This window comes from uncultured Granulicatella sp. (genome assembly GCF_963521425.1).
Classification (GTDB): Bacteria; Bacillota; Bacilli; order Lactobacillales; family Aerococcaceae; genus Granulicatella.
In genome coordinates this window covers 1-17,771 of record NZ_CAUQUN010000036.1, presented here as the reverse complement: position 1 = coordinate 17,771, position 17,771 = coordinate 1, and the positions used below count along the sequence as shown (strand labels likewise).

Annotated in this window: 19 protein-coding genes and 1 pseudogene; all 20 read left to right on the top strand. The window is 33.0% G+C overall.

From position 1 onward, the window contains the following. Window positions 1–709: pseudogene (locus RWO76_RS08320) on the top strand (hypothetical protein); the annotation flags it as partial. Between the two features lie 19 nt (window positions 710–728). Continuing rightward, on the top strand, window positions 729–950 hold the full coding sequence (locus RWO76_RS08315; RefSeq protein ID WP_314355179.1) for a DUF1648 domain-containing protein: 222 nt from the start codon (window positions 729–731) through the stop codon (window positions 948–950). Window positions 951–979: 29 nt separating this feature from the next. Next, entirely contained in the window at window positions 980–1,288 is a 309-nt protein-coding gene (locus RWO76_RS08310; RefSeq protein WP_314355178.1) for a GntR family transcriptional regulator, read from the top strand. 420 nt (window positions 1,289–1,708) lie between these two features. Beyond that, entirely contained in the window at window positions 1,709–2,932 is a 1,224-nt protein-coding gene (locus RWO76_RS08305) for a glycosyltransferase family 4 protein (RefSeq protein ID WP_314355177.1), read from the top strand. Next, window positions 2,929–3,801, top strand: coding sequence for an NAD(P)-dependent oxidoreductase (locus RWO76_RS08300; RefSeq protein ID WP_314355176.1), 873 nt, complete (start codon window positions 2,929–2,931; stop codon window positions 3,799–3,801). The genes RWO76_RS08305 and RWO76_RS08300 overlap by 4 nt, the downstream gene beginning before the upstream one ends. Window positions 3,802–3,899: 98 nt before the next feature. Continuing rightward, window positions 3,900–4,130, top strand: coding sequence for a YkuJ family protein (locus RWO76_RS08295; protein ID WP_006703055.1), 231 nt, complete (start codon window positions 3,900–3,902; stop codon window positions 4,128–4,130). A gap of 83 nt (window positions 4,131–4,213) precedes the next feature. Beyond that, complete coding sequence (locus tag RWO76_RS08290; RefSeq protein WP_314355175.1) at window positions 4,214–5,434, top strand: homoserine dehydrogenase; 1,221 nt, start codon at window positions 4,214–4,216, stop codon at window positions 5,432–5,434. A 2-nt stretch (window positions 5,435–5,436) separates the two neighbouring features. Next, window positions 5,437–6,327: a homoserine kinase gene (thrB, locus tag RWO76_RS08285; RefSeq protein WP_314355174.1), complete on the top strand. Its 891-nt coding sequence runs from the start codon at window positions 5,437–5,439 to the stop codon at window positions 6,325–6,327. A gap of 18 nt (window positions 6,328–6,345) precedes the next feature. Then, window positions 6,346–6,876 (top strand): YqeG family HAD IIIA-type phosphatase, encoded by a 531-nt coding sequence (locus RWO76_RS08280; protein ID WP_314355173.1) that lies wholly within the window; start codon window positions 6,346–6,348, stop codon window positions 6,874–6,876. Further along, complete coding sequence (gene yqeH / locus RWO76_RS08275) at window positions 6,869–7,984, top strand: ribosome biogenesis GTPase YqeH (protein ID WP_314355172.1); 1,116 nt, start codon at window positions 6,869–6,871, stop codon at window positions 7,982–7,984. Before RWO76_RS08280 ends, yqeH begins: the two co-directional genes overlap by 8 nt. Before the next feature lie 15 nt (window positions 7,985–7,999). Next, window positions 8,000–8,326, top strand: coding sequence for a ribosome assembly RNA-binding protein YhbY (gene yhbY, locus RWO76_RS08270; protein ID WP_314355171.1), 327 nt, complete (start codon window positions 8,000–8,002; stop codon window positions 8,324–8,326). Window position 8,327: 1 nt separating this feature from the next. After that, entirely contained in the window at window positions 8,328–8,954 is a 627-nt protein-coding gene (locus RWO76_RS08265; RefSeq protein WP_314355170.1) for a nicotinate-nucleotide adenylyltransferase, read from the top strand. Next, entirely contained in the window at window positions 8,951–9,553 is a 603-nt protein-coding gene (gene yqeK / locus RWO76_RS08260; RefSeq protein WP_314355169.1) for a bis(5'-nucleosyl)-tetraphosphatase (symmetrical) YqeK, read from the top strand. The genes RWO76_RS08265 and yqeK overlap by 4 nt, the downstream gene beginning before the upstream one ends. Then, window positions 9,550–9,912: a ribosome silencing factor gene (gene rsfS / locus RWO76_RS08255; protein ID WP_006703047.1), complete on the top strand. Its 363-nt coding sequence runs from the start codon at window positions 9,550–9,552 to the stop codon at window positions 9,910–9,912. Before yqeK ends, rsfS begins: the two co-directional genes overlap by 4 nt. Further along, complete coding sequence (locus tag RWO76_RS08250; RefSeq protein WP_314355168.1) at window positions 9,909–10,664, top strand: class I SAM-dependent methyltransferase; 756 nt, start codon at window positions 9,909–9,911, stop codon at window positions 10,662–10,664. Before rsfS ends, RWO76_RS08250 begins: the two co-directional genes overlap by 4 nt. An 8-nt stretch (window positions 10,665–10,672) precedes the next feature. After that, on the top strand, window positions 10,673–11,848 hold the full coding sequence (locus tag RWO76_RS08245) for a nucleotidyltransferase (protein ID WP_314355167.1): 1,176 nt from the start codon (window positions 10,673–10,675) through the stop codon (window positions 11,846–11,848). 24 nt (window positions 11,849–11,872) lie between these two features. Further along, window positions 11,873–13,444, top strand: coding sequence for a C39 family peptidase (locus RWO76_RS08240; protein ID WP_314355166.1), 1,572 nt, complete (start codon window positions 11,873–11,875; stop codon window positions 13,442–13,444). A 141-nt stretch (window positions 13,445–13,585) separates the two neighbouring features. Next, the gene (locus RWO76_RS08235) at window positions 13,586–14,140 is read left to right on the top strand and encodes a YceD family protein (RefSeq protein WP_314355165.1); all 555 of its coding nucleotides are present in this window, start codon (window positions 13,586–13,588) and stop codon (window positions 14,138–14,140) included. 42 nt (window positions 14,141–14,182) lie between these two features. Further along, a complete protein-coding gene (gene rpmF, locus RWO76_RS08230) occupies window positions 14,183–14,362 on the top strand; it encodes a 50S ribosomal protein L32 (protein ID WP_006703042.1) in 180 nt (59 codons plus the stop codon). A gap of 319 nt (window positions 14,363–14,681) precedes the next feature. Beyond that, on the top strand, window positions 14,682–17,771 hold a 3,090-nt coding region (locus RWO76_RS08225), incomplete at its 3' end, for a DUF1542 domain-containing protein (RefSeq protein WP_314355164.1).

The window sequence follows — 17,771 nt, the reverse complement described above, 5'->3', positions numbered from 1 at the left end:
TTATAATAGAAAATCGATATTTCTTGCCTTGTATAAAAAAGAAATGGGACGCTTTTTAAGCTCGTACATGGCGGTCTTGAATGCAGGCCTTGGTGTAATACTTTTATGTGTTTTTAGTATATTTTTGCTTTTTAATTCTGTAGAACAAATAGGAGAGTCTTCAGGAATAGAAAATATAAATGAATATCTCTCAAATTTTGCTCCATTATTTATTGCATCTATGCTCTCGCTCAGTTGCCCGGCAGCTTCAGCGATATCTTTAGAAGGAAAAAACATTTGGATTTTGCAAAGCTCTCCTGTTAAGGTAAAAATGATCTTAAATTCTAAGATAGCTGTAAACCTTACACTTCATTTGATGGGGTATATGATTTCCATATTTGCATTTATGCTAAAACTTGATATGAACTTTATTCAAGTTATTAACCTAATAATTGTTCCTATATGCTATTCGATCTTTATAACAGTGATAGGAATTTCCCTAAATAAAAAGTATCCAAATTATGAATGGGAAAGCGAGATGATGGTTGTAAAGCAGAGCATGCCTGTTATTGTGTCTGGACTTGTTGGGATAATTGCACTTATTACACCAATTCTTCTTAATTGGTTTTTAAGTCTTTCGATAACACCAGTTTTGCAGATAATATCAGTTACTTTACTTGTTATTTCAAGCGAAGTTTATATAAAAGTTAGTAAGTTAAATTTTATTTAGTTCAAGGAGGGAAAATGGTATGAAAGATGGACTTTTAAAAGATGTCTTGGTGTTGATATTCATGATTGTTGTAATATTTATTATTTGCATATTTCTCCCAGAGAAAATTCCTGTTCATTTCAATGCAAAAGGAGTTGCAGATATGTTTGCCAATAAATATTATCTTCTGTTTGCTACGGTTGTTCCGTATTCTGCTTATTGGAAATTTATACGAGGAAGGAAAAATAAAAAGGTTAAGTGAATATTTATCCATATTTATAAATAGCATCTGTGATAAGAGCAACTGTTTTAAGAAATACGTATGTACTGGGGCAACAGATGCCTCCCATAAGAACTTTAGCAGAGAGGAAAGAATGTAATCCTGCAACCATCCAAAAAGCATTAAAAGTTCTTGAGAAACAGGGGTTGATTGTTAGTTGTGGAAGTAAAAAATTTTTTGTTATTGAAAGTGAGAAGAAAATAATTGAGTTAAGAAATCAGAATTTTAACAGGCTAACAAAAATATTGTTTGAAAAACTATATGACTTAGGATTTTCGGATTCTGAGATTATCAAACTATTTGATAGAATAGAAATTTAAAAAATGAATAAAAATCAATTATGTGTGAAGAAGATAAAGATACTGACTATTTAGATTATTGATAAAATGGAGGAAACGAATATAGAAGAATCTAAACATCTAATGTTAGAAATACCAAAGAAATAAAATACTCCTCTTTTATATAATCTCTATAGTAGGTTATTGTTTCAGATGCAAGCTGAAATATGCAAGTGTAGCTAAAGAAGTATTCTTATTCTTCCGTTTTAGAGGACTTCGTATACCTAAGTGTAGAAGTCCTCCTTTTTTTACTTGTGTTTAATTGAGACATTATCATTTGTGTTTGACACTGATTTTTCTTGTAGTCCGTGACAGATATTGCACTATCGTATATAATAGGGATACGTGTGAAATAAATTAGAACGAATAAAAAGACAAATAGAGATATTTAAGGAGGAACTTATGCGAGTAGGGATTTTTACAGACACCTATTTCCCTCAAGTTAGTGGTGTTGCTACGTCTGTTCGAGTGTTGAAAGAAGAATTAGAACGTCTCGGTCATACGGTTATTATTTTTACAACAACTGATCCAAATGCTACGATGCCTGAGTGGAATATCGTTCGCTTGGGAAGTATTCCATTGTTTTCATTTAAAGAAAGAAGAATTGCTGTTCAAGGCTTTATTGAAGCTTATAAAGTTTCTCAAGAATACGAATTAGATATTATTCATACGCAAACAGAATTTAGTTTAGGACTACTTGGGAAAATTTTAGGAGCAATGCTTGGGATTCCAACAATCCATACATATCATACAATGTATGAAAAATATTTACACTATATTGCGAATGGAAAAATTTTAAGACCAAGTCATGTGGCATATATTTCTAAAAACTTTTGTAATCAAACTCGTGGAGTGATTGCACCAAGTCAAATGACCAAAGATAAGTTATTATCTTATGGAGTAACTCAAGAAGTTCGTGTTATTCCAACAGGTGTTGAAATTCCAAAATTAAATCCACAGGCTGCAGAAGAATTACGTGAGAAGTTAGGGTATACAAAAGAGGATAAAGTACTTTTATCGTTAAGTCGTTTATCGAAAGAAAAAAATATTGCTGCGATTTTAGATGCAATGCCTACAATTTTAGAAAAAGATTCATCTGTAAAATGCTGTATTGTTGGTGGAGGACCAGAAAAAGAAGAACTTAAAAAACAAGTGGAAAGTTTAGGGATAACACCATATGTACAGTTTGCTGGTGAAGTGGATCATCAACAAGTATCACAATATTACCAAATGGCGGATTTATACGTGAACGCTTCTGAGTCAGAAAGTCAAGGTTTGACTTATTTAGAAGCTTTAGTGAATAAAATTCCAGTTATTGCGAAGAAAAATGATTATTTACAACAATTTATTACTAAACCAGAATTAGGAATGTTATATGAAAAAGATGCAGATATTGCTTCTAGTGTGTTAGCATATCTAGAATGTAGCAATCAAACTTCTCATCAAGTTGAAGAATTACAAAATCAATTATTAGAAGAGATTTCTTCTGTAACTTTTGCTAAAAGAGTAGAAGCATTTTATGAAGATGCTATTAGTAATTATCAACATGATAAAGAAAATACGAAAACATGGTTAGAAAAGATGAATTTCTTCAAAATCTATGATGATAAGGAGACTGAAGAATGAAAAAAATAGGATTTATAGGAACAGGCGTGATGGGGTCTTCTATGGTGAAGCACTTATTAAATGCCGGTTATCCAGTTACAGTTTATAATCGAACAAAAGAAAAGGCACAAGCAGTTATCGATGCAGGTGCAAAATGGGCGGATACTCCAAAAGAAGTAGCTAGTCAGTCTGATGTCGTGTTAACGATTGTAGGTTATCCAACAGATGTAGAGGAAGTTTATTTTGGTGAACAAGGGATTTTTCAAGGGTTAGAAAAAGGAAAAGTACTTATTGATTTAACAACAAGTACTCCTTCTTTAGCGAAAAAAATTGCAGAAGAAGCTGAAAAATTATCTTGTGAGGCACTAGATGCTCCAGTTTCTGGTGGAGATTTAGGAGCGAAAAATGGAACATTATCCACAATGGTTGGTGGTAAGGAGTCTGTTTTAGAAGAAGTGCGTCCAATTTTAGAGACTTTTTCAAAAACAATTACGTTACAAGGAACCAATGGAGCTGGTCAACATACTAAAATGGCGAATCAAATTATGATTGCTGGAACAATGACAGGCTTAGTTGAAATGTTAGTGTATGCAAAAGCTGCGGAATTAGATTTAGAAAAAGTACTTCAAACAGTTGGAGCCGGAAGTGCAGCTAACTGGTCATTATCGAATTATGGACCAAGAATTTTAAAGAAAGATTATAGTCCAGGATTTTTTGCAAAACATTTCTTAAAAGACTTACGAATTGCAGTGGAAGAATCTGAAAGAATGGGATTATTTTTACCAGCCACCTTACAAGCAAGAAAATTATATGAAACAGTTTGTGATGATGGTTACGGCGATTTAGGAACTCAAGCTCTTATTCATTTATATTGGACACTTCCTGAATAAATTTATAAAAAAGTATGTTTTTTAAAGGGATTTTCATATAATCTAAAAAAGTTTTATGGTAGAATAGAAATTAAGAAAGCTGAAAGGGGTAAAGCAACATGAAACCTTCACAACTAGTTGCAATTGTGCAACGTCTACAAACAATGGCGGATCAAAGCACGGATATTGAAATTCGTCGTTTTGAAAAAGATGGTGTTGAAAAATGTGTTGTGACATTTAATCAAGAAGCAGATAGCTTTGAGTTAGAAGATTGTGAGACAAAACAAACATTCCAATTTGATGATATCGATTTAGTCGCAATTGAAATTTTTGAACTATTACAAGATTAATGACTTTGTGATAAACCACGGCGCCTATAAAATGTGTGCTGTGGTTTTTCAATATTTATACATAAGAAAAAGTGGGGATTACGATGAAAGTAGAAAAAATTGGTTTATTAGGATTTGGAACAGTTGGAAGTGGTGTTTATCATATTTTAACAAAAAATCAAGCATCGATTGAAAAGAAAACAGGAGTTTCATTACAAATTGAAAAAGCTCTTGTAAAAGAACCAGAACTATTTGCTGATAAAATTTCAGGCATTACATTTACTTCGGATGTAGACTATATTTTAAATGATGAAGAAATCTCTATTATTGTAGAAGTTTTAGGCGGAGTGGATTTTGCTTATAACTGTGTGAAAAAAGCTTTAGAATCAGGAAAACATGTCGTAACAGCGAATAAAGATTTATTAGCAAAGCATGGTGTTGAATTATCTCAAATTGCTAGAAAAAATAATGTTTATTTATATTATGAAGCAAGTGTTGGGGGCGGAATTCCTGTATTACGTCCTTTAGTAGAACATGTTTCAAGTAATGAAGTAGAAGCGATTTACGGAATTGTAAATGGAACAACAAACTTTATTTTAACTTCTATGAGCCAACAAGGATTATCTTATGAAGAAGTGTTAAAAACTGCTCAAGAAAAAGGGTTTGCTGAAGCAGATCCAACAAGTGATGTAGAAGGTTATGATGCTACTTATAAATTAATCATTTTAACAAGATTAGCATTTGGAACAAATGTTTCATTCGATGCGATTCCTAAAAAAGGTATTACACAAGTGACTAAAACAGATTTACAATTAGCTAAACTTTCAGGCTATACGATTAAATTATTAGCAAGTGTTGTTGCAAATGGTGAAGAAGTATACTTAGAAGTACGTCCTTATTTTGTAAGTTTAAACCACTTATTAGCTCAAGTTGCTTATGAAAATAATGCTATTTCTGTAACAGGTGATGCTTTAGGAGAAATTTTACTATACGGAAAAGGTGCAGGCTCACATCCAACTGCAACAAGTGTGGTAGCTGATGTCATGATGATTGCAACGCAACAAAATCGTAATGCAAAAGTTGTTCCGTTTGAACCATTGACAGAAGTGACTAAAGTTCATACAACAACAGCTCCATTAAAAGATTATGCTGTTGTAATTGAAACAAGTAAACCAGAAGATTTTGACGAAGTTGTATTACCAAATCAAGCAGTATTAACAAGATTTACTCAAATTTCAGAAGCTGAGTTAGAAGAAAAAGTTTCCGCATATCAACAAGTAGATGGTGTAGAAGCGGTTAGAATCTATCCTGTGTTGGAGGCATAAAAATGAAAATTATTGTACCCGCAACAACTGCTAATATTGGATTAGGATTCGATTCCATTGGGATTGCAGTTGATTTATATTTAACATTAACGGTTGTAGAACCTAGTAATGAATGGAAAATTGAACATCCATTTGGAGAAGTCGTACCAAGCAATCAAGAGAATTTAATTATTGAAACTGCTTTAGCAGTTTGTCCAACCTTACAACCTCACCATTTAGTATGTGAAAGTGATATTCCAATGACAAGAGGATTAGGAAGTAGTTCTAGTGCGATTGTTGCAGGAATTGAATTAGCGAATCAATTAGGGGAATTGAACTTAACTCCGCAACAAAAAGTTGAGTGGGCAACAAAATTAGAAGGGCATCCAGATAATGTAGCTCCTGCTATTTTAGGTGGATTAGTCGTTGCGACTTATGATGAAGAAAGTCAAGAAGTTGACTATTTACAAAAAGAAATTCAATCAGAGATTCAAGGGATTGCGTTAATTCCAGATTTTGAATTATCTACAAAAGCAAGTAGACAAGTTCTTCCTAGTGAATTTGTATATTCAAAAGCGGTACAAGCAAGTAGTCGTTCGAATGTATTAGTTGCAGCACTGTGGCAAGAAGATTGGGAAAATGTTTCTAGAATCGTAGAAAAAGATTTATTCCATGAACCTTATCGTGAAACATTAATTCCATTTTTAACACCGGTACGTAAGCTTGCAAAAGAAAAAGAAGCGATTGGTACGTACTTAAGTGGAGCGGGTCCAACTGTGATGGTGTTATCGTCCAAAGATAAAGCAACAAGTATTGTTCAACATTTACAAGAACAATTACCAAGCGAATTAGGAAACTATACCATTCAAGTATTAACCGTCGATCCATTAGGCGTTCGAGTTGAAAAAAGATAATAAAGATAGAGGAGAAATATGTCCATTACACTAACACCAACGTGGTTTATCAAAGATTATTTATCCATTTCCATTGAATTTTTAAAAAAACAATCAATCAAAACAATTTTTGCAGATATTGATAATACATTAGTGGAGTGGGATGAATTAGATACAAATGATACATTACAAGCATGGGTTCAAGAGTTAAAAGAAAACAAGATTGAAATCATCTTAGTATCTAACAATCGAAAACATCGTATTGAAAGAGTCGCAGAACAATTAGGCGTACCGTACGTTTTTCCAGGACTAAAACCACTGCATAAAGGATTCAAAGAAGCACTGAGTCAAACGACTGCAACAAAAGATGAAATTGTGATGATTGGAGATCAGTTATTGACAGACATTTTAGGTGCAGGAACTTTTGGTATTAAAACAATACTAGTAAAACCTTTAAAGTTATCCGATGCTAAGAAAACAAGAATCAATCGATTTTTTGAAAATTTAATTCTAACTGTATTATATGGAAAAAATTACTCAGAGAAATGGGAGGAGAAAATCCATGACTGAAAACCACTACTTTTGTATGGGATGTGGCGCAACGATTCAAACAGAAAATCATGAAGAAATCGGCTATACTCCTACAAGTGTATTGACGAAAATGTTAGAGCAAGCACAACCCGTTTATTGTCAGCGTTGTTTTAGATTAAGAAATTATAATGAATTACAACCTGCTTCTTTAAGTGATGACGATTTCTTAAAAATGTTATCTTCGATTGCAGATAAAGATGCACTAGTTGTTTATGTAGTCGATTTATTTGATTTATATGGAAGTATGATTTCAGGGTTGAAACGTTTTATTGGAGATAATCCGGTATTATTTGTTGCAAATAAAGTGGATTTATATCCAAAATCAGTGAATCGTAATCGCTTGAAAAACTGGATTGAACGTTTTGCAAAAGAATATGGCATTCGTCCAGTAGATACAATTTTAGTGAGTGCCAATAAACGTATTCAAATAGATGAATTGTTAGATAAAATCAATGAATATCGCCAAGGTAAAGATGCCTATGTAGTCGGGGTAACGAATGTAGGGAAATCTACTTTAATTAATAAATTAATTCAAAGTATTGGTGGAACGAAAGATGTGATTACAACTTCTCAATTCCCAGGAACTACATTAGGACAAATTGATATTCCATTTGATGAACACTCAAGCTTAATTGATACACCTGGGATTATTCACCGTCATCAAATTGCACACTATTTAGCAGAAAAAGAAGTGAAAAAGGTGTTACCTCAAAAGGAATTACAACCAAAAACTTTCCAATTAAATGCAGAACAAACGATTTTTATTGGTGGACTTGTACGAGTGGATTATACAAAAGGAGAGAGAAATTCCTTAACATTTTATACTCCACAAACCATTGAATTACATCGTACAAAATTAGAAAAAGCAGATGAGTTTTATGTAAGACATAATGGGACGATTTTAACACCTCCTACAGGAGATTATGTTAAACAATATCCAACTTTACATAAGACAGTCTTTTCAGTAAAAGAAAAATCAGATATTGTGATTGCAGGTTTAGGATGGGTAACGATTCAAAAACCAGGGACTATTGAAGTTTGGAGTCCAAAAGAAGTAGATGTTATTAAACGTCCATCGATTATATAAGAAGGAGGGATTGGATTGGAATTAAAAGGAAAAGAAAGACAATTTTTCAAAAAAGAAGCACATAGTATTAAGCCGATTTTTCAAATTGGAAAAGGCGGTTTAAGTGAAGAAATGATTCAACAAATCCAATTTGCGATTGAAAAACGTGAATTAATTAAAGTGAGTTTATTGCAAAATACAATGGAAGAACCTCAGGAAGCTGCTGAAGTATTAGCAGAAAAAACCGGTAGCACGATTATTCAAGTGATTGGACATACCATTGTACTGTATAAACAAGCTCGAAATCCAAAAAATCGTGATATTTCGATTCGATTTGCAGAATTTGTAAAAAGAGGGCGATAATATGATGCAATCCATCAAGCTTTGTCCAAAAGTAAAACAGAATGATTTTAGTGGAAAACAAAAGCGTGTTGGAATTTTAGGAGGAAGTTTTAATCCTCCTCATGTGGCACATTTAATTATGGCAGAGCAAGCTAGAGTTCAGTTGAATTTGGATAAAATCTATTTTATGCCGAGCCATATTCCACCTCATGTAGATGAAAAGAAAACGATTGATGCCAACTATCGAGTAGAAATGACACAATTAGCGATACAAGATAATTATCATTTTCAACTTGAAACGATTGAGTTAGAGCGTACTGAAAAAAGTTATAGTTTTGATACGATTCAACTATTAAAAGAAAAGAATCCAGATATAGATTATTACTTTATTATCGGTGGCGATATGGTGGATTATTTACCGACTTGGCATCGAATCGATGAATTAGTTCATGAAGTTCAATTTGTAGGAGTGTGTCGTCCAGGTTATCCAAAAGAAACTCCATATCCAGTATTATGGATTGAAGCGCCCCAAATGGAAATTAGTTCAACACAAATTCGTAAAAATGTGTTATGGGGACAAAGTATTCGTTACCTTGTTCCAGAAAGTGTAGAAGAATATATTTTTGAGAAAGGACTGTATCAAGAATGACAGTTTTAGATTTTTCCCCGTATTCTTCTTTGAGTCGTGACAAAATTTTACATCAAGTTCGCTCTCAAATGAGTCAAAGAAGATTTGACCATTGTTTAAGAGTGGAAAAGAAAATTATGGAATTAGCGACATTATATGGAGTAGATATCACAAAAGCTTCTTTAGCAGCGTTAATTCATGATTATGCAAAAGAAAGACCCTTAGAAGAATTACAAGAATTAGTGGTCAAAAAACAGTTGTCATATCAACTAAAAAATCAATCTTCTGAAATTCTACATGGTCCTGTGGGAGCAGAAATTTTAAAAGATGAATTAGACATTCAAGATGAAGAAATTTTAGACGCTATTCGTGAGCATACGATTGGTGGCACTAAAATGACTCTGTTATCTAAATGTTTATTTGTAGCAGATGCTATTGAAGATGGAAGAAATTATCCAGGAGTAGAAGAAGCAAGACAAATTGCTCATCATAATATAGATGAAGCAGTTCGGTATTTAGTAAGACATACTTTGCAGTATTTAATTGAAAAAGAAGTATATATTTATCCTGGAACATTAGAAGTTTATAATTATTTAGTAATAGAAAGAGGAAACGTATGACAGAAAATCGTAGTAAACAATTATTAGATGTAGTATTAAAAGCAGCAGATGATAAATTAGCTCAAGAAATCGTTGCATTAGAAGTTGGACACTTAACACCAGTGGCAGATTACTTTGTCATTACTCATGGGAAAAATGAAAAACAAGTACAAGCCATTGTAGATGCAATTGAAGAAGAAGTACATAAAGAAGGCTTTGAGGTGAAAAGCATCGAAGGAAAAGACAATGCACGTTGGATTTTAATGGACTTAAATGATGTAATTGTACATGTATTTTACTATGAAGACCGTGAATATTATAATTTAGAAAAATTATGGAATGACGCACCAATCGTCAATATTGCGAGTGAAAAAGAATGACCTATCAAACCTTTGCGCATGTATATGATGAAGTAATGGATCATGAACAATACCAATTATGGGTGAAGTTTACAAAAGATTCTTTTAACACGTATACGAGCAGAAAAATCCAGAAAGTCATGGAATTAGCTTGCGGAACGGGAGAAGTTTCGACTTTACTAACAGAAGTAGGCTATCAAGTGACCGGAGTTGATTTGTCGAACGAAATGTTAGATATTGCCAAAGAAAAATATCAACAAGATTACTCTTCGATTGATTGGGCTCAAAAAGATATGCGTGATTTAAAAGGATTAGAGACTTTTGACGCTATTACATTATATTCTGATTCACTTTGTTATTTAACAGAGTTTGAAGATACAATCAAAGTATTTAAAACTGTTTACGAGCATTTAGAAGAGGGTGGATTGTTTTTATTTGATGTGCATTCTCTGTATCAAATGCAAGAAGTATTTCCAGGATATCAATATCATTATACGAGTGAAAATTTAGCGTTTTTATGGCAAAGTTATGAATTAGAGGAACCTGGAAGTGTAGAACATGTCATCGATATGTTTATTCGTGATGAATCTCAAACGAGTAAAACATTATTTGAGCATTTTCAAGAAGTACATGTGGAGCAAACTTTCCCTATGGAATGGTATCAAGAAGCACTTGAAATGGTAGGATTTAAAAAAGTATGGATAAAATCCAATTTTGGTGAATCAGAAGTGAAAGAAACTTCTCCACGTTGGTTTTTTATTGCATTGAAATGAGGAATTACATGAAAGCTTGTGGAATTATTGCAGAATATAATCCATTTCATAAAGGTCATCATTATCAAATCGAACAAATTAGAAAGCAAACAGATACAGATGTTATTGTTGTTGCGATGAGCGGAAATTTCGTTCAAAGAGGAGAACCAGCCATTGAGAACAAATGGCATCGTGCAAAAATGGCTCTAGAAAATGGGGCGGATTTAATATTAGAATTACCAACACTTTCAAGCACACAAGCCACAGATTGGTTTGCGGCTGGAGGCGTTGGTATTTTGCATGCTGCAAAATGCTCACAAATTGCTTTTGGAGTAGAAGATACAAGAATCGATTATCAAGTAGCGTTTCAGGAATGGAGTACATTACAAAGACAAATAAAAGAACACGTCACAAATGACGAGATGAAATCTCTCACGTATGCAAATCGACTTTCACTCATTGCAAAAGAGCATTTTGGAGAAAATAGTCCGTTATATCGATTAATGCAACAGCCGAATCAACAATTGGGATTTGCATATGTAAAAGAAATATTGTCGAGAAATGTACCGATGAAATTCTTAACCATTGAACGAATGGGAAATGGACATTTAGATGAGAAAATCCAAGACGAACAGTTTGCTAGTGGAACTGCATTGCGGAAGCAACTATTAAAATCTGAAAGAAATTATCAATTATATTCTCAATTAGCTTATTTAGAAGAAGTTTCTTCAGCCGAATACCGTAATCATTGGGAACAATATTGGTTGTTATTAAAGTACCAATTAGAAAGAAGTAGTGTAGAAGAATTAAGAATGATTTATCAAATGGATGAAGGGATTGAATATCGATTCAAAAAAATTTTGCCGCAAGCAAATTCGTTTCATGATTTTATTCAACTATTGAAAAATAAACGATGGACTTGGGCAAGATTACAACGTTTATGCTTATATGTGTTATTAGGAATTACAAAGAAACAAATGGAAAAACATTTTGAGAGTATTCGTGAACCAAAAGAAGTGACCGTTTTAGGATTTAATGAAAAAGGAAGAGAATATTTAAAAACTTTAAGAGGAGAAGAGACTCTATTTATTACAAATTATGCAGATTCGTCCATAGAAGCACAAAAGAAATTTGACAACATTTATGATATAATGAATCCATCTGGTTATAAATCTGCTCAGCAGATTAAGCCAGAGATGAAATAACATATAAAGAAAGGAAGGAAGTACGTGAAGAAAAAGGTAATAACATTATTAGGATTAGGGCTACTTCCAGTTACAAGTGTATTTGCTGAAGAAGTAAAACCTGTTGAGAAACATAAGGTTCAGACAATCGAAAAAAAAATAACTACTGTAGAAAATATTCAGGGTGCAAAAGAAAAAAATAGTCTAAAAGAAGTAGAAGAAGTAAAAAATAAGACAGTAAAAAAAGAAAACAAAATAGAAAAAAATGAGCAACCAAAAGAAAAAAATGAACAGCCAAAAGGGGAAAATAATCAGTCAGAAAAAGTAATCCAAAAGACTGAAGAAAACCAAAAAAATGGTTGGCAATTAGATTCAAATGGTTGGCGTTACTATAAAAAAGGAAAAATTGTTACAAAAGAATGGATATTTGATACTAAAGAAGGAGCTTGGTATTATCTTTCTAAAAGTGGAGAATATGTTAAAAATACATGGGTAATGGATTATTATTTAGGATCCAATGGAAAAATGTTAGCAAGTCAATGGTTGTTTGATCCAGCTTATAATGGTTGGTACTATCTTTCTAAAAGTGGAGAATATGTTAAAAATACATGGGTAACAGATTATTATTTAGGATCCAATGGAAAAATGTTAGCAAGTCAATGGTTGTTTGATCCATCTTATAACGGTTGGTACTATCTTTCTAAAAGTGGAGAATATGTTAAAAATGCATGGGTAACGGATTATTATTTAGGTTCTAATGGAAAAATGTTAGCAAGTCAGTGGTTGTTTGATCCAGCTTATAATGGTTGGTATTATTTAACTAAAAGTGGTGCGTATGCTAACGCAACATGGGTTGGTGACTATTATTTAAAACAATATGGTAAAATGGCGGACGCTGAATGGATTTATGATCCAAATTATCAATCATGGTATTATTTAAACAATGGTGGAAGCTATGCTCGTTCTCAATGGGCTGGTAATTATTATTTGCTAGCAGATGGTAAAATGGCTAAAAATGCTTGGGTTGATTCAGAAAAATATTATGTAGATGGAAATGGAAAATGGGTAGAGTATGTTAAACCATTAAACACGCCATGGTATTTCCAAAGAGATTCTAAATGGGGGGCTGAATTATTAAGAGGAATTACAATGGGTGTATCAGGCTGTGTACCAACTTCACTTTCAATGATTTTTAATGGCTTTGGAGAGAATACAACACCAATTGAAGTTGCACGTTGGATTAGTAAAAATACAGAATATATGAATACAAATGGTTATGTAGGAACTAGTGCAAAAGGTTCAGCAGCAGCATTGAAAGCATGGGGATATGATTATAAAATTATTAATACAAGAGGAGCAGTAAAACAAGCTTTAGTAGAAGGGAAAACCATTTTAGCTTGTGTTGGACAAGGACATTTTGTAGGAGCAGCAAATGCTACGCATGCCATTGTATTGAGTGGCTACCAAGATGGAAAAACATTTGTCAGAGATCCTGAAAATAATGGGAATAGTAGATGGTTTGATATTGATAATCTTTGGAATCAAAGAAGTTTCGATGAAGGAGATAATGAATTAGGCGGACCATTTATAGTTGTGGAAAAAGTTGCTCATAAATAATGATTGCAATCTTGGTAAGAAATCTGTAGAATCAGCTTATAAAATAAAATGATGGAGAAATATACAATTGTCAAGTAGAAAACATTGACAAACAAGAGATTCCTTAGTATAATTCTCTATGTTGCTTTAGGGGTGAAAAATGTGAAAATATCATTAAAACAACTTGAAAATTCTCAAGGAATGCCTGTTTATTTTGAAGAGGAAATGCAAGTAGAGGACAACTTAAAGAGTCGTGACGATACGATACTAGCTGTTTCGCCTGCTGTAGCGAAAGGTTTCCTAGTTTATCAAAATGAAACAGTCATTGCGCAATTTACTTGTGCTGTCGATATAACACTTCCTTCATCCAGGTCTCTAGAGCCAGTGGTTGTGCCATTGTCAATAGAAATTGTTGAACGATATATTCCAAAAGGAACTTCATTTGAAGAACAGGAATTAACAGAAATTGTCATTCCGTTAGAAACTGATTGGATAGATTTACAACCTGCTGTGGAAGATCATATTTTACTTTCAATTCCTTTACAAGTCTTATCGCCAGAGGAATTGAGTGAAGACCGAATGCCTAGTGGTCAAGATTGGGAAGTCATTTCTCAAGAAGAGTTGTCTTTAAGACGAACAGTTGCAAAAGAACAACAAATTGATCCAAGGTTAGCGGCTCTACAGTCTTTCTTCGATTCCGATGAGACTGAAAAGTAAAAAGCATTTTATGTAAAGAAGATTGATTAGGAGGTGTACAAAATGGCAGTACCAAAACGTAAAACATCAAAAGCTAGAAAAGCTAAACGTCGTACTCACTTCAAATTAGAAGTACCAGGGTTAAACGCATGCCCTAACTGTGGTTCATTAAGAAAAAGCCACCATGTTTGCCCATCATGTGGACAATACGATGGAAAAGAAGTTGTTTCTCAAGAAGCATAATTTTAACATTAAAGCCTACACTTTATGTGTAGGTTTATTTTTTTATAAAGATGAGTCGTTTATGGAAGGAGTAATTCTTCGCAAACGACTTTTTTATTATGTATAAAAATAATCATTGATAAGATGGAAAAAATAATAATTTTGCAATATTAAATATGATATTTTAATGAAAATGTCATATTTCTAAATTTGTGAAAAGTATTTTGTAAAATACTGATTTTAAAGTAATTTTTATGTGAAAAAATTAAACATAGAGTTTGTTGTTATTACTAAAATATGCTATTATAAATGTGAATATCTAGAATAAGAAGGAGTCAATATGCATAAGAGAAATTTTAAAAATAATTATAATAAAATTCAAAAATTTTCTATAAGAAAATATAGTTTTGGTGCTGCTTCTGTAGCAATTGCTAGCTATTTACTGTTTATGGGTAATGGTGCAGTTGCTGCAAATGAAGTAGTTATTCAAGAAAATTCAATTCCAGTAGCAAACACAAAGGTTGATGAGATAACTAGAAAAGAAGAAAAAGTTTTAACTGAAAAGAAAGAAACAGAAAATGAAAATAAACAATTATTAAATGTTAAAGAAAAGTTACAAAATTATATTCAAGAAATTGAATCGAAATTAGCAAATGGAGCTTTTTCGAATAAAAGTGAAGAGAGTGTTCAATTAGTAAGAGAATCTTTATCTTTAGCGAATAATGCGAAATCTTCAAATAATATTTCTGAAGTAGAGAGTGCTTATGCTCAGTTAATTACAACAGTCAATACAAAATTACGTAATAAAGCTGTAGAGAAAAAAGAAACTCCTGCTAAAGATACGACTGAAGGTAAAGAAACAGTTGGAATTAAAGCAGAGAATACTGAGAAAAAATCAGAATCTAATGCGATTGAAAATACGGGTGTAAATGATTCACGTAATGGAAGTAAAATTGACAAAGATACTACTTTCCGTGCGGCTGTGAATCAAGATCCAAAGGTAGATTTCACATTCTCTATTCCATCAAAAAAAGAGATCTATATTTATAACGAAGAGCATTTTTCGTTAGAAATTCCAGTATATTCTGAAACAGGAAAGATTCGTTATGCAACGATTAAGAAAGGATCTAGACAAAGATTTCCTAATGTTGCAGGTACAGATAATGACTTGGATATTGAATTTGGATTCACAGCAACAGTAATAAATCGTGCGGAGACAGCAGGAGTAACATCGGAAGCGAGTCAAGCAAATCCTGCAAAAATTGTCATTACAGGTCGTCCAAATGATGTACTGAAAAAGCATAGAGACTATACAAAACAAGAGACTCAAACACTTAATATTGGGACTCGTTATATTCAGGTAGTTGATGATCAAGGTAGAGAAAATCTTAAAAAAGGTGATAGTATTGCAGATCCGGGTTATTTCTACTTAGTGCTAAAAGCTCAATCTAAGAAATATGCTCTAAGATCTCAACCTACAGATGAAAAAATTTCTGTAAGTAGTTTGACAAATCCAACAGCGGAAGACTTAAAGAAAATTAAAGATAGCATTCAATTAGAATATTCAACAACAAACGAAGATGCAAGATTTGCTGATAAACGTGGAACTTTAGTAGAACATCCTGAGGATGTTATTCAGTCAGTAAATATTGTTGGAAATAATATTGTCGTGACATTTACAGATGGTTCTACAAAAACAAAACCTGTGGGTGAAATTGTGCAAAAAAATACCCCTCCAACAGTAACAGTACCTTATTCAGATGTAGCTAACAAAAATGTTTATATTTATTCTGGAGAAGAAACGGATTTAACATTTACAGCAACGGATGAATCTAAAATTAAGGATTTAAAACTTCGTGGACCTGGTGATATTAATTATAATAATGCAACTAGTTTTGGTTTAGCTGTTGGAAAAGTAACAGATAGTGCTCTATCAAGTGGAGAAGGTTCTGTTTCAGATGATAAGAAAACTGCAACGATTAAAATGACAGGAACTACGAATTTAAAAGATGGTCAAAAGTGGACAAGTATAATCGTTGCTAAAGATGACAATAATGGAGAAAGTGCACCTTTTGATGGAAGAATAAATGCAACTACAAATCCAGCGGAACGTCAAAAAATTGAAGGTTATGTAGAATTTATTGTAAAAAATCAAACTTCAAAATATGATATTAAGTCTCCTGAAGGAACCGTTAGTGTAGTAGATCCTGCGAATGTAACTGCTGAAGAGTTCGAAAAAATTAAAGAAAAAGTGAAAATTGAATATTCACAGACAAATAATGATGCGAACTTTATTAGTAAGAGAGGACAATCTGTAGATAATCAGGAAACAAGAATTTCTACGATTACAAAAGATGCCAATGGAAATCTTGTTGTGACCTATAAAGATGGTTCAACTGATACAAAACCTTTATCAGAGTTCACAAGTTTAAATAAACAACCTGCAATTGATGCAGTTAACAAAGCTGCTGAAGATAAAATTGCAGAGATAAATGCGAATACAAACGCAACTGAAGAAGAGAAAGCAGCTGCAATCCAAAAAGTTAATGCTGATAAAACGAAAGCTTTAACAGCAATTAATGATAACTCGGTAACGACAAAAGCAGCATTAGATAATGCAAAAACATCAGGAACAACTGCGATTAGCAATGATAATCCTGTAGTAACGAAGAAAGATACAGCAAAAGCAGCTATTGATACATCTTTAAGAGAGAAAGAAGCAGCAATTGATGCGAATAATGCCTTAACGACTGAAGAAAAGAATGCAGCAAAAGCAGATGCAAAAGCAAAAGCAGATGTAGCAAAACAAGCTATTGACAAAGCGACAACAAACGCAGCTGTAGACTCAGCTAAAATGGAGGGAACAACGAGTGTAAGTTCAGTAACACCAATAGCAACGGCAAAACCAGCGGCAAAGAACGCAATAGATGAAGCTCTTAAAGCAAAAGAAGCTCAACTTGATACTCGTACAGACTTAACAGACGAAGAAAAAACTGTAGCAAAAGTAGATGCACAAGCAAGAGCAACTGCAGCAAAAGCAGCAATCGACAATGCAACAACAAATGCAACTGTAGACAGTGCTAAAATATCAGGTGTTGCTGATGTGGAAAGCGTTAATCCACAAGCTAGTCAAAAGAAAACTGATGCAAAAAATGCTGTAGATGATGTATTGAAAGCTAAGGAAGCAGCGATTGATGCAAACAACGACTTAACTGATGAAGAAAAAGCAAAAGCTAAGGAAGATGCGAAAGCCAAAGCTGATGCAGCAAAAGAAGCAATCAACAACGCGAGAACAAATGACGCAGTAACGCAAGCTAAGGAAAATGGAACAACAGAAGTAAACAATGTAAATCCACAACCAGCAGCGAAGCCAGAAGCTAAGAAAGCAGTAGAAGATGCGTTAGCTGAGAAGATTAAAGCAATCGAAGCG

Excerpts from the sequence above, each read along its gene's own strand:
- RWO76_RS08305 (WP_314355177.1), top strand. The coding sequence starts at position 1,709 with ATGCGAGTAGGGATTTTTACAGACACCTATTTCCCTCAAGTTAGTGGT.
- RWO76_RS08290 (WP_314355175.1), top strand. The coding sequence starts at position 4,214 with ATGAAAGTAGAAAAAATTGGTTTATTAGGATTTGGAACAGTTGGAAGT.
- RWO76_RS08280 (WP_314355173.1), top strand. The coding sequence starts at position 6,346 with ATGTCCATTACACTAACACCAACGTGGTTTATCAAAGATTATTTATCC.
- RWO76_RS08300 (WP_314355176.1), top strand. The coding sequence starts at position 2,929 with ATGAAAAAAATAGGATTTATAGGAACAGGCGTGATGGGGTCTTCTATG.
- yqeH (WP_314355172.1), top strand. The coding sequence starts at position 6,869 with ATGACTGAAAACCACTACTTTTGTATGGGATGTGGCGCAACGATTCAA.
- RWO76_RS08265 (WP_314355170.1), top strand. The coding sequence starts at position 8,328 with ATGATGCAATCCATCAAGCTTTGTCCAAAAGTAAAACAGAATGATTTT.
- rpmF (WP_006703042.1), top strand. The coding sequence starts at position 14,183 with ATGGCAGTACCAAAACGTAAAACATCAAAAGCTAGAAAAGCTAAACGT.
- RWO76_RS08315 (WP_314355179.1), top strand. The coding sequence starts at position 729 with ATGAAAGATGGACTTTTAAAAGATGTCTTGGTGTTGATATTCATGATT.
- RWO76_RS08250 (WP_314355168.1), top strand. The coding sequence starts at position 9,909 with ATGACCTATCAAACCTTTGCGCATGTATATGATGAAGTAATGGATCAT.
- RWO76_RS08245 (WP_314355167.1), top strand. The coding sequence starts at position 10,673 with ATGAAAGCTTGTGGAATTATTGCAGAATATAATCCATTTCATAAAGGT.
- rsfS (WP_006703047.1), top strand. The coding sequence starts at position 9,550 with ATGACAGAAAATCGTAGTAAACAATTATTAGATGTAGTATTAAAAGCA.
- RWO76_RS08295 (WP_006703055.1), top strand. The coding sequence starts at position 3,900 with ATGAAACCTTCACAACTAGTTGCAATTGTGCAACGTCTACAAACAATG.
- thrB (WP_314355174.1), top strand. The coding sequence starts at position 5,437 with ATGAAAATTATTGTACCCGCAACAACTGCTAATATTGGATTAGGATTC.
- yqeK (WP_314355169.1), top strand. The coding sequence starts at position 8,951 with ATGACAGTTTTAGATTTTTCCCCGTATTCTTCTTTGAGTCGTGACAAA.